This is a genomic window from Cyclobacterium sp. SOCE241, from assembly GCF_056867545.1.
The window spans coordinates 883,971-903,174 of sequence record NZ_CP149779.1 but is presented as its reverse complement, the minus strand read 5'-3'; the positions used below and the strand labels follow the sequence as shown (position 1 = coordinate 903,174).

General features: G+C 40.1%; 12 protein-coding genes and 1 pseudogene. All 13 read right to left on the bottom strand.

Going from position 1 to position 19,204, the window contains the following annotated elements; genetic code table 11:
- Positions 1-9 precede the first annotated feature (9 nt).
- Complete coding sequence (locus tag WG932_RS04330; protein WP_483087085.1) at positions 10-1,293, bottom strand: ABC transporter permease; 1,284 nt, start codon at positions 1,291-1,293, stop codon at positions 10-12.
- Positions 1,294-1,334: 41 nt separating this feature from the next.
- Positions 1,335-1,751, bottom strand: coding sequence for an ABC transporter permease (locus tag WG932_RS04325; RefSeq protein ID WP_483087084.1), 417 nt, complete (start codon positions 1,749-1,751; stop codon positions 1,335-1,337).
- Positions 1,748-2,379, bottom strand: a pseudogene (locus WG932_RS04320) (ABC transporter permease). The gene WG932_RS04325 and the pseudogene WG932_RS04320 overlap by 4 nt, the downstream one beginning before the upstream one ends.
- Before the next feature lie 29 nt (positions 2,380-2,408).
- The gene (locus WG932_RS04315; protein WP_483087083.1) at positions 2,409-4,790 is read right to left on the bottom strand and encodes an ABC transporter permease; all 2,382 of its coding nucleotides are present in this window, start codon (positions 4,788-4,790) and stop codon (positions 2,409-2,411) included.
- A gap of 57 nt (positions 4,791-4,847) precedes the next feature.
- Complete coding sequence (locus WG932_RS04310; protein WP_483087082.1) at positions 4,848-6,974, bottom strand: ABC transporter permease; 2,127 nt, start codon at positions 6,972-6,974, stop codon at positions 4,848-4,850.
- Entirely contained in the window at positions 6,959-7,243 is a 285-nt protein-coding gene (locus WG932_RS04305) for an ABC transporter permease (protein WP_483087081.1), read from the bottom strand. The genes WG932_RS04310 and WG932_RS04305 overlap by 16 nt, the downstream gene beginning before the upstream one ends.
- A gap of 55 nt (positions 7,244-7,298) precedes the next feature.
- The gene (locus WG932_RS04300; RefSeq protein WP_483087080.1) at positions 7,299-9,710 is read right to left on the bottom strand and encodes an ABC transporter permease; all 2,412 of its coding nucleotides are present in this window, start codon (positions 9,708-9,710) and stop codon (positions 7,299-7,301) included.
- A 55-nt stretch (positions 9,711-9,765) separates the two neighbouring features.
- Positions 9,766-12,198 (bottom strand): ABC transporter permease, encoded by a 2,433-nt coding sequence (locus WG932_RS04295; RefSeq protein ID WP_483087079.1) that lies wholly within the window; start codon positions 12,196-12,198, stop codon positions 9,766-9,768.
- 27 nt (positions 12,199-12,225) lie between these two features.
- Positions 12,226-12,387 (bottom strand): hypothetical protein, encoded by a 162-nt coding sequence (locus WG932_RS04290; protein WP_483087078.1) that lies wholly within the window; start codon positions 12,385-12,387, stop codon positions 12,226-12,228.
- Between the two features lie 50 nt (positions 12,388-12,437).
- Positions 12,438-14,657, bottom strand: a complete 2,220-nt coding sequence (locus WG932_RS04285) for an ABC transporter permease (protein WP_483087077.1) — start codon at positions 14,655-14,657, stop codon at positions 12,438-12,440.
- 95 nt (positions 14,658-14,752) lie between these two features.
- Positions 14,753-17,149 (bottom strand): ABC transporter permease, encoded by a 2,397-nt coding sequence (locus WG932_RS04280; protein WP_483087076.1) that lies wholly within the window; start codon positions 17,147-17,149, stop codon positions 14,753-14,755.
- Positions 17,150-17,189: 40 nt separating this feature from the next.
- Positions 17,190-17,885 (bottom strand): ABC transporter ATP-binding protein, encoded by a 696-nt coding sequence (locus tag WG932_RS04275; RefSeq protein ID WP_014022135.1) that lies wholly within the window; start codon positions 17,883-17,885, stop codon positions 17,190-17,192.
- A gap of 67 nt (positions 17,886-17,952) precedes the next feature.
- Positions 17,953-19,203, bottom strand: a complete 1,251-nt coding sequence (locus WG932_RS04270; protein ID WP_339681000.1) for an efflux RND transporter periplasmic adaptor subunit — start codon at positions 19,201-19,203, stop codon at positions 17,953-17,955.
- Position 19,204: the final 1 nt, after the last annotated feature.

Genomic DNA, 19,204 nt, shown 5'->3' with positions numbered 1-19,204 from the left:
TTTTATGATTTATTCGGTTCTTAAACTTTTTACTGGGTTAATATTCGCTGCTTTTATTGCATGAAAACCTACTGTCAACAGTGCGATAATCAAAACCATAGCACCTGCCATGACAAAAACCCACCATTGAATTTCTATTTGATAAGCAAAATCCTCCAGCCAATAATTCATAACAAGCCAGGCCAAAGGAGACGCCACTATAATTGCGAGTCCTACTAGTTTTAAAAATTCTTTGGACAAAAGTTTTACGATGCCCATTACGGATGCGCCGATCACTTTCCGTATGCCTATTTCCCTCCGTCGCTGCACAGTACTATAAGCTACCAGGCCAAATAAGCCCAGACAGGAAATAATAATGGCCAGCATAGAGAAATTAAAAATAAGGTATCCGAATCGCTCGTCAGCTCGGTATTGACGGTCAAAGAATTCATCAAGAAAATAATAATCGAAGGGTTCGTTTGGTAGAACGGCCTTCCATTTTTCCTCAATGGTGGATACTGTATTTGTTAAATCATTTGAGGATAATTTAACCGTCAGAAGCCCTTTTCTACCTCTGTCCACCCGCATGGTAAGGGGATCAATGTTTTCTTTTAAGGACTTAAAATGAAAATCTTGTACTACCCCGACAACCCTGCCTGAACGCCCCCATTGCTCAAATTTTGCCTCCAGAGCATCCTTCGGAGAAGCAAAGCCCAGCAATTTCGCAGCACTTTCGTTAATTACCATGGCTTCTAAAGTGTCTGTTGGAAACTGGCTGGAAAAACCTCTTCCTGCAACTACCTTCATATCAAATTGAGTAATGGCATCAAAATCCACAAAATAGGCATCAACATCTACTATTTGTTGGTCATTGTTTACATTTTGAATCCTTGAATAGGCCAAAGGATTGTCTCCTCCTGGAATGCTTGATACCAAACTCGTTGAGACTACTCCAGGTAAAGCCTCAAGTCCATCTTTTAGCTCAGTATTACTGGAGTTCAATATTACCATCCGATCTTTATCAAACCCCAAATCCTGGTTCCGCATAAAACTCATCTGGTGATAAATGACAATGGTACCAATGATTAATGCTATGGAAATTGAGAATTGGGTAACGACCAGCCCTTTTCGCAATAGAATCCCTTTCGTTCCATTGGAAAAACTGCCTTTCAATACATTTACAGGCTTAAATGAAGACAAAATGAATGCAGGATAGCTACCTGCTAATATTCCTATAAGTATTGCGATTCCTAATATAGACAAGACATGAGAGGGATTAGACAAAATACCCTCAGCTATGGTTTTACCCGCCATATCGTTAAAAGCAGGTAGAATCAGCGAAGTAATGGCAAGGGTTAAGGAAAATGCCAGTAAACAAATGAGGGTAGATTCACCGATAAACTGGAGGCCCAGTTGTCTTTTTCAGCACCAATTACCTTGCGTATTCCCACTTCCCTGGCCCTTTCCGTGGACCTTGCAGTAGTAAGGTTGATGAAATTAATACTGGCAATCAACAAAATAAAGAGGGCAACAATTGATAGGGTATACACATTGTTAATGTTTCCACTTATCGTTCTGTATCGGTCTGATCGCAGATAAACCTCCTTAAAAGGTTCCAGGTACAATGTGACGTAGGCCTGGAGTTTTTTCATCCCTTCCCCATCATTTCTTTCTAAGAATTCTGGGAATTTAGATTCCAATACCTTGGCATTTACCTTTGGCATGAGCAATATATAGGCATCCGGCTCATACCCTTCCCAATTGTCATTCAAATTGGGACTATAATTTTCAGTAAAAAAGTGGTTAAAGAGATCAAAATATCTGCCCTTAAATGGGAATTTACAGGCATATCTTCCATCACAGCTGTTACATTGCCTACAAAACCATAATCCTCAATATCCAAAGACTCGCCAATGGGGTCCAGATCTCCAAAATACTTTTTTGCCATTGATTCAGAGAGTACAATGCTGAAAGGAGCTACAAGTGCATTTTCCTTATTTCCAGATAAAAGTTTAAAGTCAAACATTTTGAAAAATCCGGATCAACTGCCAAACCATTGTTTTCGTTGTATCTTTTACCATCGCGATGAACCAACAGACGGGTTTCCTGAATTCTTACTGCTGATTCAACTTCTTCAAATGCTGTATGCAAGTGAGGTGGCACAGCCCAGGCAGGTTCACTATTTTTTATGGTACTTGTTGGTGTTTCAATATCCGATACCACCCGATAAATCCTGTCTGCCTTGCTGTGAAACTGATCATAGCTGAGTTCAAAGCTCACATAAAGAAGAATCAGGAAACCAGCACTAAGCCCAATTGCCAGCCCTGCAATATTCAAGAACGAAAAGCCCCGATGTCTCCAAAGATTTCGAAAAGCGATTTTTAGATAGTTTTTGTACATGGTTTTTCTTCTTTAATTGATGCGGAATTTTACTCCGTACCTAAACTTTTAACTGGGTTCACTATTGCTGCTTTGATGGCGTGAAAACTCACTGTTAGCAGTGCAATTATTATTGCTGAAGCCCCTGCGAGAGCAAACATCCACCATTGAAGGGTAATGCGGTAAGCGAAATCCTCTAACCAGAAATACATAAAGAACCAGGCTATAGGGGCAGCAATAAAGAAGGAGATAATTACTAATTTTACAAATTCCCTGGACAAGAGATTTAATATTCCTCCTACCGAAGAGCCCAACACTTTTCTAATTCCTATTTCTCGTTTGCGCTGTAAGGTGCTGTAAGCTGCAAGACCTAATAATCCCAGACATGAAATAAATATGGCTAGCGCTGCAAAGTTCAAGAAGAGATTTCCAAAGCGTTCTTCGGTCTGGTATTGTTTATTAAAAGATTGATCTAAGAAATAATAATCAAAAGGGGCGTTTGGAATTATAGCCTCCCATTTGGATGCAATAGCAGCTACAGTTTGTTGAATATCTTTTGGGTTTACTTTCACAACCAGTAAATCAGTACCTTTTGGTTCAAGCCGCATTGTCAAAGGCTCGATAGGTTGTCGAAGAGATTTAAAATGAAAATCTTTAATTACCCCAATAATTTTACCTTCACGTCTCCATTGTTTAAAATTGGCACCAATGGCTTCCTCAGGAGAACTGTATCCTAACAACTTCACTGTCTCTTCATTCACCACCATGGCCTCGGTAGAATCAGTTGCAAATGCTTTTGAAAAGGATCTTCCGGCAACAAGCGGTATATCGAATTGAGGAATAAATTCTTCATCTATAAAATAGAGTGCGAGGTTGGCGATCTGCAAATCACCATTTATATTCTCCACTTCAGAATAAGCAGAACTATTGCTTTTTCCAGGCACACTTGAGGAAAGCGAAGTTGAAAGTACATTGGGTAAATCATCAATGGCATGTCTCAATGCTTTTTGAGAAGGCGAAACACCTGTACCCAGGACAATGGTTTGTTCTTTGTTGAAACCTAGTTCCTGGTTGCGCATATAATTCATCTGATTATAGATGACAATGGTTCCAATAATCAATGCGATTGAGATGGTAAATTGAGCAATTACCAATCCTTTTCTCAGAAGAATCCCTCTGGTACCAGAAGAAAAACTTCCTTTTAAAACACTAATAGGCTTAAAAGAGGACAATACAAAAGCTGGGTAGATACCTGCCAAAACGCCAATACCCAAGGACATTAATAGAAGTATAGGCAATTGATTAGCACTAGAAATAATACCTGGGCTTATTATTTTACCGGCCATGTCATTAAAAAAGGGAATGGCTATAGCGGTAAGAACTAGGGCGATTATAAATGCCATAAATGAAATAACAATGGACTCCCCTAAAAATTGAATGCCCAATTGTCGTTTGCCTGCACCAATAACTTTTCGGATTCCAACTTCTTTGGCTCTTTCGACTGACCTGGCAGTAGTTAAGTTTATAAAATTGATGCAGGCTATTAATAAAATGAAAATAGCCACAATAGAAAAAATGTATACATTACTAATATTACCACCCCCAGCACCTCCCCTGGTGGACCGTAAATAAACATCTGTTAATGGTTCAAGAAAAAGATTGACATACATCTGCGACTTCTTCATTTCCTCTCCATTATTTCGCTCTAAAAATTCTGGAAATTTGGCAACAAGTTGATCAATATTGGCATGTTCCGCTACGAGAATATAGCCAGCCGCACCGTAATTGTTCCAAAAACTATCCACATCCCTATCCATTCCTTTGGTATAGGTGGCCATAGATACCACCATGTTGGTCTTGATGTGTGAGTTTTCGGGAAAGTCTTCCATCAAGCCAGTAACAGTAGCTAAATGGCCTTCCTCCATGATTTTGACTGTTTTGCCAACAGGATTCTCATTTCCGAAGTACTTCTTTGCAGCCTTTTCTGAAAGCACCAGGCTGAAGGGGTCTTTTAAAACATTGTCTGCATCTCCTTGTAGCAGCATAAAATCGAATACATAGAAAAAATCGGCATCAACAATTATGGCCTCTGTTTCCTGGAATTTGATGTCCTCTTTGCGGACCAACATATCCAGCCCTGAAATCCTAACCGCAGCTTCAATTTCAGGGAATTGTTCTTCTAAATGCGGCGGTACAGCCCAGGCAGGGATATCTGCTTCGATATTGTCTGTAGGTGTTTTTATATCTGCAACAACCCGGTAAATACGGTCTGCTTTAGAATGGAAATTGTCATAACTTATCTCAAAACCTACATAAAGTAAAATAAGAAAACCGGCGGTTAGCCCAATGGCCAAGCCGCTTATATTTAAGAACGAAAAGCCCCGATGTCTCCAAAGATTTCGAAAAGCGATTTTTAGATAGTTTTTGTACATAATTTTCATCTTTTGAAGACAGCCCAAGAAGTAAGTACTTGTGAAATCATCGGTATATTATTCTGACCGTAAACTATTTACGGGGTTTGTTAAGGCAGCTTTAAATGCCTGAAAGCTTACTGTTGTCATGGCAATTGCAACTGCAATGGCCCCTGATATCAAAAACATCCACCATTTAATTTCAATGTGATAGGCAAAGTCCTGTAACCATCTATCCATACCAAACCAGGCAATGGGAAAGGCGATTAAAGAGGCAATGGCGACTAGTTTTCCGAAATCTTTGCTCAACATCAGGGTAACAGAGATAATGGAAGCCCCAAGGACTTTTCTTAAACCAATTTCCTTTCTACGCTGAGCAGTTACAAAAATCACCAATCCCAACAGACCAAGACCTGAAATGATAAAAGCCAGGATCGTAAAGACGAGTGATAATTTTCCCTGTTTTTGCTGGGACAGGTATTGCTGGTTAAAGTTTTCATTGAGAAAATGGACATTTGCTTGATTTTCGGAATCGAATTGTTCCATTGTACTTTTTACAAATGCAATCCCTGCAACCGCTTTACCTTTTGAGATTTTTATATAAAGATTGTCTCTTTCCCTATCATTTGGTGGCATCAACAGTACCATAGGTTCGATTTTATGCTGTAAAGAAGTTGAATGAAAATCTTTAATAACCCCGATAACCTGCCGATTTACCAGGCTGTCATTTCCGGATTTATAATTGATTTTCTTTCCAATGGCATCTGTATAGCCAAGGGAATTCATCAATGTTTCGTTAATGATTACGGTGCCTTCTTTATCTGTTGGCATATCAGGTGAGAAATTTCTACCCTGTAATAACGCCATTCCATTGGTTGGCAGAAAATCCTCATCGATGTAGAGAAAATTTGCCATAGTGGCAGTGGTTTGCATTTTTCCATTTACCTCAAAAAAGAAACTAAATTTGCCAAGGTAATTGGTACCTAATGGATTACCGGCTGTTGCCACGCTTTCTACCATAGGGCTTTGCAAGAGTGTAGCTTTCAATGCTGGTATTTTGCTACGTACTTTTACATCATCGATATGGCTTATCAGCACCTGAGTTTTGTCAAATCCAAGGTCTTTTTGAGAGACAAATTGCATCTGTCTGTAAATAATGTAGGAGCCACTAATCAGGCAAACTGTAATGACAAACTGGACTACTACCAGTGATTTCCGTAAGAAAATGCTAGTACCCATATTGCTAATTTGCCCTTTGAGTGAAGGAATCATTTTAAGCCTTGACAAAAACAAGGCAGGATAACTCCCACATAAAACCCCTGTCAAAACCGTAAAAAGAACAATTGCCCCAATGGTTTTAAAAGCTCCGAAATGCAGGAGTGTCAAATCTTTTTCTGCAAATTGATTAAATACAGGAAGCGTTAATTGAACGATAAAACAGGCTAAAAGTGAAGCAATAAAGGTGACCAAAATTGCCTCACTTAAAAACAACCCTACGAGGTGTTTTATTTCAGATCCTACTACTTTCCGGATACCGATTTCCTTCACCCGCATGGTGGCCCGTGCTGTAGATAGGTTCATGTAATTGATTACCGCAATCAACAATACTAGTAGCCCAATTACAATAAATAAGTAGACCAATCCGGCATTTCCATTGGCACTTAATTCATAATCCAGATGAGAATGCAGATGAATAGCTGTCAATGCTTGTAATTCTATCTTAAAATCAGAAAAATTCATTCGGTTGGCCAGGTCCTTTTCAAATGGAAGCAACTTGTTTGCAAATGAATCTGGGTCAGTCCCTTTCTTTAAAAGAAGGTATGTATAGAGAAACGCAGCATTCCAATTTTCACTTCTCAGATCTTCTAATGCAAATGAACGGATTGCACTGAATTTCAAGTGGGAGTTTTGAGGAAGATCCTTTATTACCCCCGTTATTTTGATAGGCTGTTTTTGGTTGCCCAGGGCAATTGTTTCATTGATTGCTTTTGAGGCATCCCCAAAAATTTTAATCGCAAGGCTTTCAGTAATGACGATGGTTCCAGGATTTATCAAGGCAGTTGCGCCATTTCCATAAAGAAACGGGTAATTAAAAAGCGCAAAGAAAGTATTTTCTGCAAACCAAATGCCCTCCTGGTTGATACTTTTATTGCCGTAATTGATTAGGTCACCACCTTCAATATTGATTCTTACTGCCTCTTCCACTTCAGGGAATTCATTTTTAAAGCGACTGCAAATGGTGGGGAGGTAAGAGCAATGTCCATTTTTCCATTGTCCCAATTCGCATGCTGAGCAACCCTAAAGATTTGCTCCGAATTGGTGAAGGATCGATCATAGCTAAGTTCATCGGCTACATACAATGCTATCAACCAAAATGCTGCGAGACCTATGGCAATACCGCTAACATTCAGAAAGCTGTAGCCTTTGTTTCGTTTTATATTTCGCCAGGCGATTTTAAGGTTGTTCTTAAGCATAAATCCTTATTTAAAGCCTTCACCAGCTTTTAGGGCCAGTGATGACTATTCTAATTTATTCTGACCGTAAACTATTTACGGGGTTTGTTATAGCAGCTTTTATGACATGAAAGCTTACCGTGAGTACGGCAACCAATGCCACCATCAGCCCAACCCCAACAAATGTAAATGGGCTAATCACAATGCGGTGCTCATATCCTTCAATCCAGCTTTGCATGGCATACCAGGCCAAAGGGGCTGCTATTAGTAAGCTGATAAATACCAGCTTTAGAAAATGGAATGAAATCATTTTTACGATTCCATTGACTGAGGCACCCATTACTTTTCGAATGCCTATTTCTTTGGTACGAATTTCTATGACCAAAAGGGAAATGGCAAAAAGCCCCAGACAAGACAGGAAAATAGCGATGCCCGATGCGATACCAAATGTTGTGGTTAAAACACTTTCTCCTTCATACCAGGCTTGCAGGTTTTCATCTAAAAAGGATCCTTTGAAAGCTACATTTGGAATTACTTCTTCCCAGGTCGTAGCAAGTTTATCCATTGTGGCACTTGGATTATCTGATCGAACTTTTAAGAGAATATAGTTGAAAGGTTCATGGGCAGAAAGGTGCATCACAATTGGCAAAGACCTGTCCGATGGTGAATACGCGTAAAAATCTGGCACAACCCCTATAATTTGATTGCCCGACTGCTCTCCCTCTCCCCCAAAGTATTTTCCTATAGGATCAGTTTCTCCCATGGCTTTGACAAAACTTTGGGTGACCACCACTGCATTAATGGTGTCTGTCGCGAAGTCAGAATCGAAGTCTCTTCCTTTAATAATTGGGATTTGCAAGGTTTTTAGGTAGTCGAAATCCACCAATATCCAGTCTGTGTCTATCTTGTTTTCATTGTAAACAAAATCTATATTCACCCTTGATGTAACCCGGTCTAGTCCCCTACCCAAATTACCTCCTGCTCCGGATACGGAAACAACCTCAGGATCGCTTGCCAGTTCGTTTTGAAGTCTTGACAGTACTTTTCTACCATCTTCTTGATTTCCTACAGGAATGCTAATCACTTGTTCTTTTTCAAAACCTATGGGTTTTTCCTTTAAGAAATTCAATTGCTGACCTGCGATTACACTTACAAAGATCAACAAGCTGGAAATGGCAAATTGACTCACCAATAAAGAATTACGCAAGACTCCAGGTCTATTTTTGGAGACATTTCCCTTTAAAATGGCCACCAATCCGAAATTGGCCATTTTTAGAGCAGGATACCCTCCGGCAATCAAAGTGACGAGCATGAAAACACCAAACAGGATGGCCAGGAAACCAGGCTGCAATAAGGTGTCTATTTGAATGCCTCCTCCAAATTGGGCATTAAAAACAGGCACCAATTGAAAGGCAATCGCAATCCCCAATATAAATCCTATGCTATAAAGTAAAAATGCCTCACCCCATAATTGTAAAATAAGCTGCCCTTTGAAAGCGCCTAAACTTTTTCGGACACCTAATTCCTTACTCCTTTTAAAGGAATGTGCCATGTTTAAGTTTACAAAGTTGAAACAGGCAATCAGCAGTATAAATGAACCTAAAACTGCGATGGCGTAGATCAATGTTTTGGGGGAACTTCGTTCCCCGGAGAAATGGACCTGGTCGATAGCTGTAAGATTAAGGCTTAACAGTTCTCTGGTACCCATGGCCTCCGGATTTTCGATTTTGAGCGAAGCCAATTCCTCAGGGTAATATTTTTCCACCATTGCCACCAACTTCTCTTCAATAATTGTCTGGTTGCTGTTTTTTGAAATTTTCACGTACAAATTGGGAGCATTAATGTCCCATTTGTTTTTATTGCTACCATAATTAGCAAGTGACTCAATGCGTGCCACAGCATCGAAACGAATACTGGAATTCTTTGGGGCATCTTCTATTACAGCGGATACAATAAACGACTGCTGTTCTCCGATTTTTCCAATTTTTAATTCTTTTCCAATAGGGTTAATGTCTCCAAAAATGGCGAGAGCAGTGCTTTCGCTCAAGGCGATGTTATTGATATTTGAGAGGGCTGTTTGCTTGTCTCCAATAAGGATTGGGAAATTAAAAACGTCAAAAAATTCAGCATCAGTCCTGGAAATAATCTTCTCAATGCCTTTATCGCCATAGGTTATGTTTTCAGGAATGCCTCTTTGAAGGTTTATCGCAGTCTCAATACCTAGTATCTCCTCTTCCAGAACTGGGCCCAGTGGTAATGGCATACTGGAACTAATATTCATTCCCTGTGAAGCATTGGTAAAACGCGAAACCTTGAATAATTGGTCTGAATCCTTATGAAACGAATCAAAGCTAAAATGAAAATAGGCAACTAAAAACAGCATTATGCTTATAGAGAAGGCAACCGCCAAACCTATAATATTAATAAAGGAATGGAGTTTATACCTTCGGATATTTCGCCAGGCAATTTTTAAATAGTTATTGAACATGATATTTTTGGTTTTTAGCGGCCATTATTTCTACTCATTAGAAACTTGAGTTTCATTATTCCGTGCTTAAACTTTGAATAGGATTTTTTATCGCTGCCTTAATACTTTGATAGCTCACAGTTAGAATGGCTATGCCTATCGCCAGAAAGGCAGCATAAGCAAATATGCTCCAACCGATTTCTATTCGGTAGGTAAAATCCTCAAGCCATTTGTTCATGGCATACCATCCTATGGGTATGGCTATCAAAATGGAAATACCTACCATTTTTAGAAAATCCGTCGTTAAACGCAGGGTGATTTGCCCCACACTTGCTCCTAAAACTTTTCGGATACCAATTTCCTTCGTACGCTTTTGGGCGTTGAAAGCAGCCAGACCGAATAGGCCTAGACAAGCAATCATTATGGATAAAACAGTAAATACCATAAAGATCTGTCCTAGTTTTTGTTCGGATTCGTAGACCCTATTGAATGAATCCTCCATAAACCTGTAGTTGAAAGGTTGGCCGGGCGCCATTTTGGTCCAAATTGACGCTATGCCTTCAATGGCATTGGGGAAATCACCAGATTTTATCCTTACAGCCATTGTACTTGAGGAACTGCCTAATGAAAGACTCAATGCGCCAATATCTTCCCTTAAAGATTCAAAATGGAAATTTTTAACTACCCCAATAACTTTATAGAAATCTGGGTTTTCTTCCCCTAAATCCTGAGACAGTCTCAAGCCCAGGGCCTCTTCAGGTTTTAGCCCTAAAATTGCCAAGGCGGATTCATTTATTATCATCCCCGTAGAATCTGAAGGGTAACGTTTGTCAAAATCACGACCGGCTATTAATTCCATATTCAAGGTGGATATATAATCATGATCTACCTGCCAATTTTGCATCTGCAAAGCATTTTCCTGTTCGGTAGATCCTTCCTTAAAGAAACCGTTGTCCTGTCGGAAGGATGGCGTAGGCAAATACCCACTCAAAGAAACATTTGCCACCTGACCCAATTGCTGAACTTCCTCTTTAAAGGCTTCAATTTGATTACCAGTTGCATATACATCATCAATCACCAGGATTTGATCTTTGGTATAGCCCAGGTCTTTACCCTGAATAAAATTAAGTTGCTGAAAAACAACCAAAGTAGCCACGATCAATATAACCGAAATGGCAAACTGGAAAACGACAAGTGAGTTTCGAACCCCTCCTCCCCCAATACTGCTTTGTCCACTCCCTTTAAGGACTTTTGCGGCCACAAATTTCGACATAAAGAAGGCAGGATAGCTACCTGAAAAAAGGCTTAACAGTATGGTAGCCGACAACAAAATGATCCAGAAATAAGGGGCTGCAAAAGGTAGGGTCATTGATTTCCCCGAAAGTTCATTGAAAAAGGGCAGTGCTAAGACTGCAATCCCTACAGCCATCAGCAAAGAAATAAAAGAGATCAAACCTGCTTCTGTCAGGAATTGCCAAACCAGTTGGGACCTGTCAGAACCCAAGGTTTTGCGAATGCCAACTTCTTTGGCTCTTTTTAGTGAATAAGCCGTTGACAAGTTCATGAAATTAACGCTTGCCAATACAATTAAGAACAAACCTATAAATGAAAGAATGTATACATTTTGAATACTACTATTTGCGCTGAGCTCATGGTGGCGATTGGAATGCAGGTGAATATCAGTCAAAGGAATGGTACTGTACCTTAAATAATTACCGGATGCAGCAAAAGATTCCGCTGTTATTCCGGGATAGAACTGCTGAACATATGGAAAGATGTATTTTTCCAACATTGAATGCAGAGGCGCTTTAAAATCTTCAATAGTTGCACCTGGTATCAGTTTGATAAATGTAAAATAATTGTGGCTGGTCCATAACATTTGCTGTGCATCATCGTACCCAGCCAATGCCATAAACAGAGAATGATCCCTCAAAAAACTATTCTTCGGCAGGTCGTCCATCACGCCGGTTACCGTATAAGTATCCTCATTGTTTACCAATAAAGTTTGGCCCAAAGCATTGTTAATTGAGAAGTGTTTTTCTGCGGCTGTTTTGGTCAGCACCATCGTGTTTGGCTCAGTGAGCGCGGTTCTTGAATCCCCTACCAACAAGTTTATTCCAAAAAAATCAAAAAGTGTAGAATCTGCAAAAGCTACCTGGTCTTCCTTTGTGTTTTCTTCAGTACCACTTTTTCTGAGCAGTAAACTCCCCCGATTCCTGATCCGGGTAACATTTTCAACCTGGGAAAAATCATTTAGAATTGTACCAGCCATTGGAGCTCCGGTTTCAGCTATGTTCATGACCGCGCCACCAAATTTAATGTCCGCATTGATGCGGTAAATACGGTCAGAATCAATGAACATTTTGTCAAAACTCAGTTCGTCGTAAACGTACAGAGATATGAGCATGCCCCCCGCAATACCTATGGTAAGACTGAAGGTATTTAGAAAGGTAAAGAAAGGCTGTTTCTTCAAACTTCTCCAAGCAATTTTAAGGTAATTTCTAAACATGATACTGGTTTTTAAATTGCATCAAAATTATTCCGTCCCTAAACTATTTATCGGATTAGCTATCGCCGCTTTTATGCTTTGATAGCTAACCGTAAGAATGGCAATGGCTACAGCCAGAAAAGCTGCAAGTGCCATAACCCACCAACCCACTTCTATTTTATAGGAAAATTCTTCAAGCCACTTGTTCATGGCATACCAGCCCAAAGGCAATGATATTAGCACCGCAACTCCTACTAACTTTAAAAATCAACTGATAACCTAAAGGATATTTGACCTACACTGGCTCCTAATACCTTTCTGATTCCAATTTCCTTGGTCCGTTTTTCCGCATTAAAAGCAGCCAGCCCAAATAGTCCCAGACAAGCCACCAGAATAGAAAGGACCGTGAAAATGACAAACAGCTTACCCAACCGTTGATCTGATTGGTAGGTGTTGTCAAATGAGGCATCCATAAAGTAATAATTAAAAGGAAGTTCAGGGGCCAACTGGGTCCAGATGGTTTCAATCTGGGTGATGGCTTGTGAAAAATCACCTGCATTCAGTTTTATGGCCATAAGGCCTGGGTTTTCGCCTATTACCAAACTTAAGGGATTAATGGTTTCCCTAAGGGATTCATAATGGAAATCATTGATGATTCCGATTACTTTATAGAATTCCTGGTCGGTATCCACCATATTGGAATAAAACCTTTTTCCCAAAGCTTCCTCAGCTGTTATACCCAGCACTTTCAAGGTGCTTTCGTTGATGAGCATGGCGCTGGAATCTGCAGGCCTTTCTCTGTCAAAGTCTCTTCCAGCAAGGATTTTAAGGTCCAAGGTAGCCACATATTCATGATCCACCGCCCATGTTTGCATGCTCAAGGCTTTCTCCTGATCGGAAACGCCTTCCTCAAAATACGAATTACTACTTCTATTTGAAGGGGTTGGTAAATACCCACTTAGAGTTGCTTCTTCAACTAGGGCCAATTCCCGAATTTCTTCCTTTAATGTGCTTGTCTTCGAACCCAGCGCATACACATCATTAATGATTAATACCTGGTTTTTTTCATACCCAAGATCCTTTTGCTGTATGAATTGCAATTGTCCATAAACAACCAAGGTTGCCACTATTAGAAATACAGATATTGCAAATTGAAAGACGACCAATGCATTGCGCAATTTCCCGCCCCCAACAGCACTCCCGCCATTTCCAGAAAGTACCTTAATCGGTGAAAATCGTGAAAGAAAGAAAGCAGGATAACTTCCAGAAAACAAACCCAAAAGGATTGTGGCCGAAAGAAGCATCAACCAAAAACCAGGAGACATAAATGGCAGAGACAATTGCTTGTCAGATAGGTCATTGAAGTACGGCAGGATTAGTAAGGTTAAACCTATTGCCAAAAGCAAGGAGGCAAAACTGATAAGGCCTGATTCGGTCAGAAATTGCTGGATCAAGGTGTATCGATTGGATCCTAAAGTTTTTCGTATGCCCACCTCTTTGGCCCTTTTTAAAGAGCTAGCAGTGCTCAAATTCATAAAATTGACGCTTGCCAAAACAATCAAAAACAGCGCAATAAAGGAGAGAATATAGATATTTTGAATACTATTGTTGGCACTCATTTCTCCTGTTCGCTGAGAATGAAGGTGAATGTCGGTCAATGGAATGGTACTGTAGCGAATATAATTGCCTGATGCAGCGAACTGTTCCTCAGTGATACCAGGGAAGACCGTTTGGGCCCAGGCCATCACATAGGTTTTCACAATAGTAGGTAGGGCAGCATCAAAATCAGCGATCCTGGTATTTGGCTTTAATTTTACAAAAGTATTGTAATTGTGGCTACCCCAATGGGCTATTTTAGCATCAGCATAGCCTTCCATAGCTATAAAAAGGGAATATTCACTCAAAAATGAATTTCTAGGCAAGTCGTCAATTACGGCGGTTACAGTATAGATGTCTCCCCCATCAAAAACAAGTGTTTGCCCCAATGCTTCATCTACTGGAAAAAACTTTTCAGCAGCAGTTTTGGTTAGGACCACTGTGTTTGGTTCCGAAAGAACCGTTTCGCTGTCTCCCACGAGTAAATCAATACCGAACAATTCCAAAAATGAAGGGTCTGCATAGGTAGTTCTTGATAACTTCACCTTTTGTAAGGTGCCACTTTTGGTAACAAATGTACTGCCCAAAGTTCTAAACCTGGTGGCAATTTCCACTTGAGGGAAATCACTTTCCAAAACCCCAGCCATAGGTGCAGGCAAAACAGCCGTGTTGTTTTCCGATCCTCCGAACTTTATGTCTGCATCTAAGCGGTAAATTTGTTCTGCATCAGTGAACATCTGATCATAACTCAACTCATCATAAATGTACAATGCGATAAGAAGTCCCCCTGCCATGCCCACAGTAAGTCCGAAAATGTTGAGAAAAATGAAAAAGGGTTGCTTTTTCAAGCTTCTCCATGCGATGATAAGATGAGTTTTAAACATGACAAATATTTTAATATAATAATAACCTTCTATTGTCCTCACTAACTATCCTATATGGTTTAGTCAGATTTGTAATTCAACTGTATTTCTAAATTTTAATCTTCCTTAATTGCTTTTACTGGATCTAAATTTGCCGCCATAAGGCTCTTGTAGCTTATTGTGGAAAAGGCAATAAATAGCGTAATCAAGGCAGCCAAGCCATATATCCACCAATAAATCTCTATTCGGAAGGCAAATGCCTGTAACCAATTCTCCATCAGGTAGTAGCCGATAGGAAAGGCGAAGAAGAAAGAGATCCCTACCAAAAGAAGAAAATCTTTGGTAAGCATGGACACTATCTGAAAAACGGTAGCACCCAATACTTTTCTAATCCCAATTTCCCTAAAGCGTTGTTCGGCGGTAAAAGTGACCAGCCCAAATAGTCCCAAACACGCAACAGCAATGGTCAATAGCGCAAATCCATTTAAAACTTTTCCCATATTTTGTTCGGTCTGATAAGCCCTTTGGTAGGAATCATCCATAAGGGAAAAGCCAAAAGGTTCTGCAGTACCGAAAGAATTCCACAACGATTGCGTCTCATCAATGAGAGCAGTCATGTTCAATGGTTTGGCTTTCACGATCAAGCCACCATAAGGCCTGAAATACATCAATAAAGGTTCTATAGGTTGATGCAAAGATTTAAAGTGAAAGTCTTTTACCACGCCTATTACCCTACTTGTATGGGTCCCATCAGAGATGGTTTTTCCTATAGGATCATCATCAAAGCCAAAAATTTTAGCTGCCGTTTGGTTAAGGATCACATTTGATGAATCAGCGCCAAAATCTCTTGAAAAATTTCTTCCTGCAACCATTTCCATTTCCATTGTAGGAATATAGTTTTCGTCAATATTGAACACTGGCATCCGCCGATTGAATTGACCATTGATATAAATCTGTGTCACATTATTGTCCGAAGGGCCTGCTGGTACAAAGGAAGACTGAGTGACAGCACTTACTTTAGGATTTTTTATCAACTCATTTTTAAAGGCCTCCTGATTATTTTCCAACAGATAAGCATCCCTAATGACCAGAATTTGGTCCCTATCGTAGCCCAGGTCTTTGTTTTGAATATAGTTCATTTGCTGATTGACCACCAAGGTCGCCAATATTAGCCCTGCCGAAATCACAAATTGAAACACCACCAATGCACTTCGAAAACTTTTATTTGATCCCCCTGAAACACTATTGGTTAAACCCTGAATGGCCCGAAAGGAAGACAAATAAATGGCTGGATAGCTTCCTGCCAAAAGACTTATCAATAAAGTAAATACGGGCAGAGTCAATAGCAGCTGTGGCTGCAAAAAGTAGGATAACTCAAGTGCTTTCCCAGAAAAGTCCACATAAAAAGGATGGATAACAATTACGAAAACAACCGCCAGAAGCATGGCTGCAGTACTTGCTATAAAGGATTCGGAGATAAACTGGTAGAAAAGCATTTTCTTATCGGCACCCAATACTTTGCGAATGCCGACCTCTTTTGCCCTCTTGGCAGCAGTTGCTGTTGCCAGGTTAATAAAATTGGCACAAGCAATCAAAAGCATAAACAAGGCTATTGCACTGAATATGTAAACGTATTTAATGTCCCCACCTTCTTCTAATTCGCTGTAGGAGGCATTGTCGGAGTGCAAATGAATGTCAGTCAAGGGTTGTAAGATAAAACCAAGTTGGTTGTCTTTGGTAAATTCCTCAAAGGACAGGCCCATTTCTTCCTGCATGGAAGGTCCCATGTATTTCCCAATCAAATCCGGCAGTTTCCCTTCCAATCGTTGGTGATCAAATCCCTTTTCCAGCAAGAGATAGGTGAAAAAATCACCTTTGAACCAAGAATTACTGTTGGCTTCAGGAAATCCTTTCATTGAGGCAAAAAGGTCAAAATGAAAATGGGCATTTTCAGGCATCTCCTCAATAACTCCCGTAATGGTATAGGGTTGTTCCTGACTTTCCAGATAAAACAATTTCCCTGTTGCATCTTTGGTTCCAAAATACTTTAATGCCATTGTTGTAGTTATAACGGCAGTGTTTGGCTGGTCCAGCGGATTTACAGCATTTCCCTTTATTATTGGCAGGCTAAAGATGTCGAAGAAATTTGGATCTACGTAAGCAAATCTCCCATCTCTGTGAGACTGGTTGTCAATAGTAATTTTCGGTGTCCCAACCCTTCGAATCCTAGTTGCATCAAGCACTTCGGGGTATTCCTCCTTAAGCGTCTGTGCAACAGGGGCCATCACCACTCCTTCTTTTATTTCCTCACCATTTACCTTGGCTCTAAAAACAATCCTTGAAATTTGATCGGCCTTCACATTGAACTGGTCATAACTCAATTCATCCAGGACAAAATGAGATATGATGACGCAAGAAGCTATGCCCAATGCCAAACCTAGGGTATTGATGGAAAACAGCACCTTGTTTTTAAGTAGGCTTCTCCAAGCTATTTTTAGGTAGGTTTTGATCATTATTGCCAGTATCTAAAATGTTGCGAGTATTTTGGAACGTTTATAATTCGGCTCCTATGGCTCTATTTTGACTTTCTGTTACAATTTGACCATCGAACAAGTTAACTACACGGTGTGCGAAATGAGAGTCATGCTCAGAGTGGGTTACCATCACGATGGTCGTTCCTTCTTGATTTAGTTCGGTCAACAGGTTCATTACTTGCATTCCATTTTTCGAATCCAAGTTACCTGTAGGTTCATCAGCCAGGATCAACTTGGGCTTGGTGACTACTGCCCTAGCTATGGCTACACGCTGCTGTTGTCCTCCGGACAATTGATGCGGAAAATGTTTTTCACGGTGGGCAATTTTCATCCGCTCCAAAACCTGCATTACCTTTTCTCTTCGTTCTGCTTTGCCCATTTTCAAATAAATAAGAGGCAGCTCCACATTTTCAAAAACGGTCAATTCATCTATTAAATTAAAGCTTTGGAAAACAAAGCCCAGGTTTCCTTTTCGGAGCTGTGTTCTCTGATTCTCACGGAGTCCTGCTACCTCATTTGATGCAAAATTGTAACTGCCTTCAGTTGGATTATCCAACATGCCTATAATGTTGAGCAAGGTGGATTTTCCGCAGCCTGATGGGCCCATAATGGCTACAAACTCTCCTGCTTCAACTTTGAGATTTACTTTATTTAGCGCGAGGGTTTCTACCTCTTCTGTACGAAAGCTTTTTACTAAATCTTTGATGGTTATCATATCTTATCTAATTTTTTCTATTGCTTAGTTATGCTATCTTTTTTGATGTATTTGCTTTAGGAGTAGATCAGTTCAAAACTATTCTATCGGCCTCACCAAAATTGTCATAGTTACTTGTGATTACTTTTTCTCCAGGCTGCAAGCCATCCAGAATTTCATAATACCTGGCATTTTGCTTTCCTATTCTAATGTTTCTCTTTATGGCTTCGTCCCCATCCTGGTTAACGACAAAGACCCATTGACCTCCCGTACTCTGGAAAAAACTTCCTTTTGGCAATAACATGGCATCAGAGGACTCTCCTAGTTGCAATTTGATATTATAACTTTGCCCGGTTCTTATGTTTTCAGGTTTGTCCTCTGTGAAAACAAGGTCAACCCTAAATTTTCCACTTCTAACCTCCGGATATACTTTCCTAAGGCGCAAGCTGAAATCCTTGCCATTTCGCTCCAATACAGCCATCAAATCTCTTTGTACCCTGTCGATATAATGCTCGTCAATGTCCGCTTCGATTTTGTAATCAGTCAATACATTGATCTGACCTATGCGTTCTCCCTGAGCGATGCTCTGCCCAATTTCCGCATCCAAAAATCCCAATTGCCCGTCTGCCGGTGCACGCACATTTAAATGATCCAGTCGCTCATATACCATAGACAAGGTCTTTTCCATCCGCTCTAGATCGGTATCTAGGCCAGTCAGTGAAGTTTCACGCAATTCTTTGTCCTGTTCGGTCTGAAGTTTTACGATTTCATATTGCTTTTCAGAAAGTTCATAATTCTCTTTAGCGATCAGGTATTCTTCTCTGGAAATTAATTCTTCTTCATACAGCGCTTTGTTTTGCTCATAATTTCTTTTAAACCTTTGAAGGTTGGTACTTGCTGTTGCCAGAGATTTCCTTCCTTCCACCTGCCTTGAATCAAACGTTAGTTTTGTAGAACGCAAATCATTTTGCTTAAGGGCCAGGTTACTTTCGCTGGCGAGTATTTGTTCATATAGGTTTCTGTTTTCTAACACCAGAATAATGTCCCCTTTTTTAACAATAGCCCCTTCTTCAATTAATTTCTCCGTAACTCTACCTCCCTCATAGGCATCCATATAAATGGTGGCAATGGGGGCGACATTTCCGTTGATGGTGATATAGTCATCGAATTTCCCCTCAACTACCTCGGCTATGGATAATTTGCCCTTTTCCGTACGGAAAGTAGAGACAGAACTGGTAAACCAAAGCTGATAGCCTGCATAGATCAACAGTGCTGCCACAGCAGTGTATCCGTAATGTTTTGGCCTTAGCCCTTTTTTCTTTTCAAGTATAATATCCATA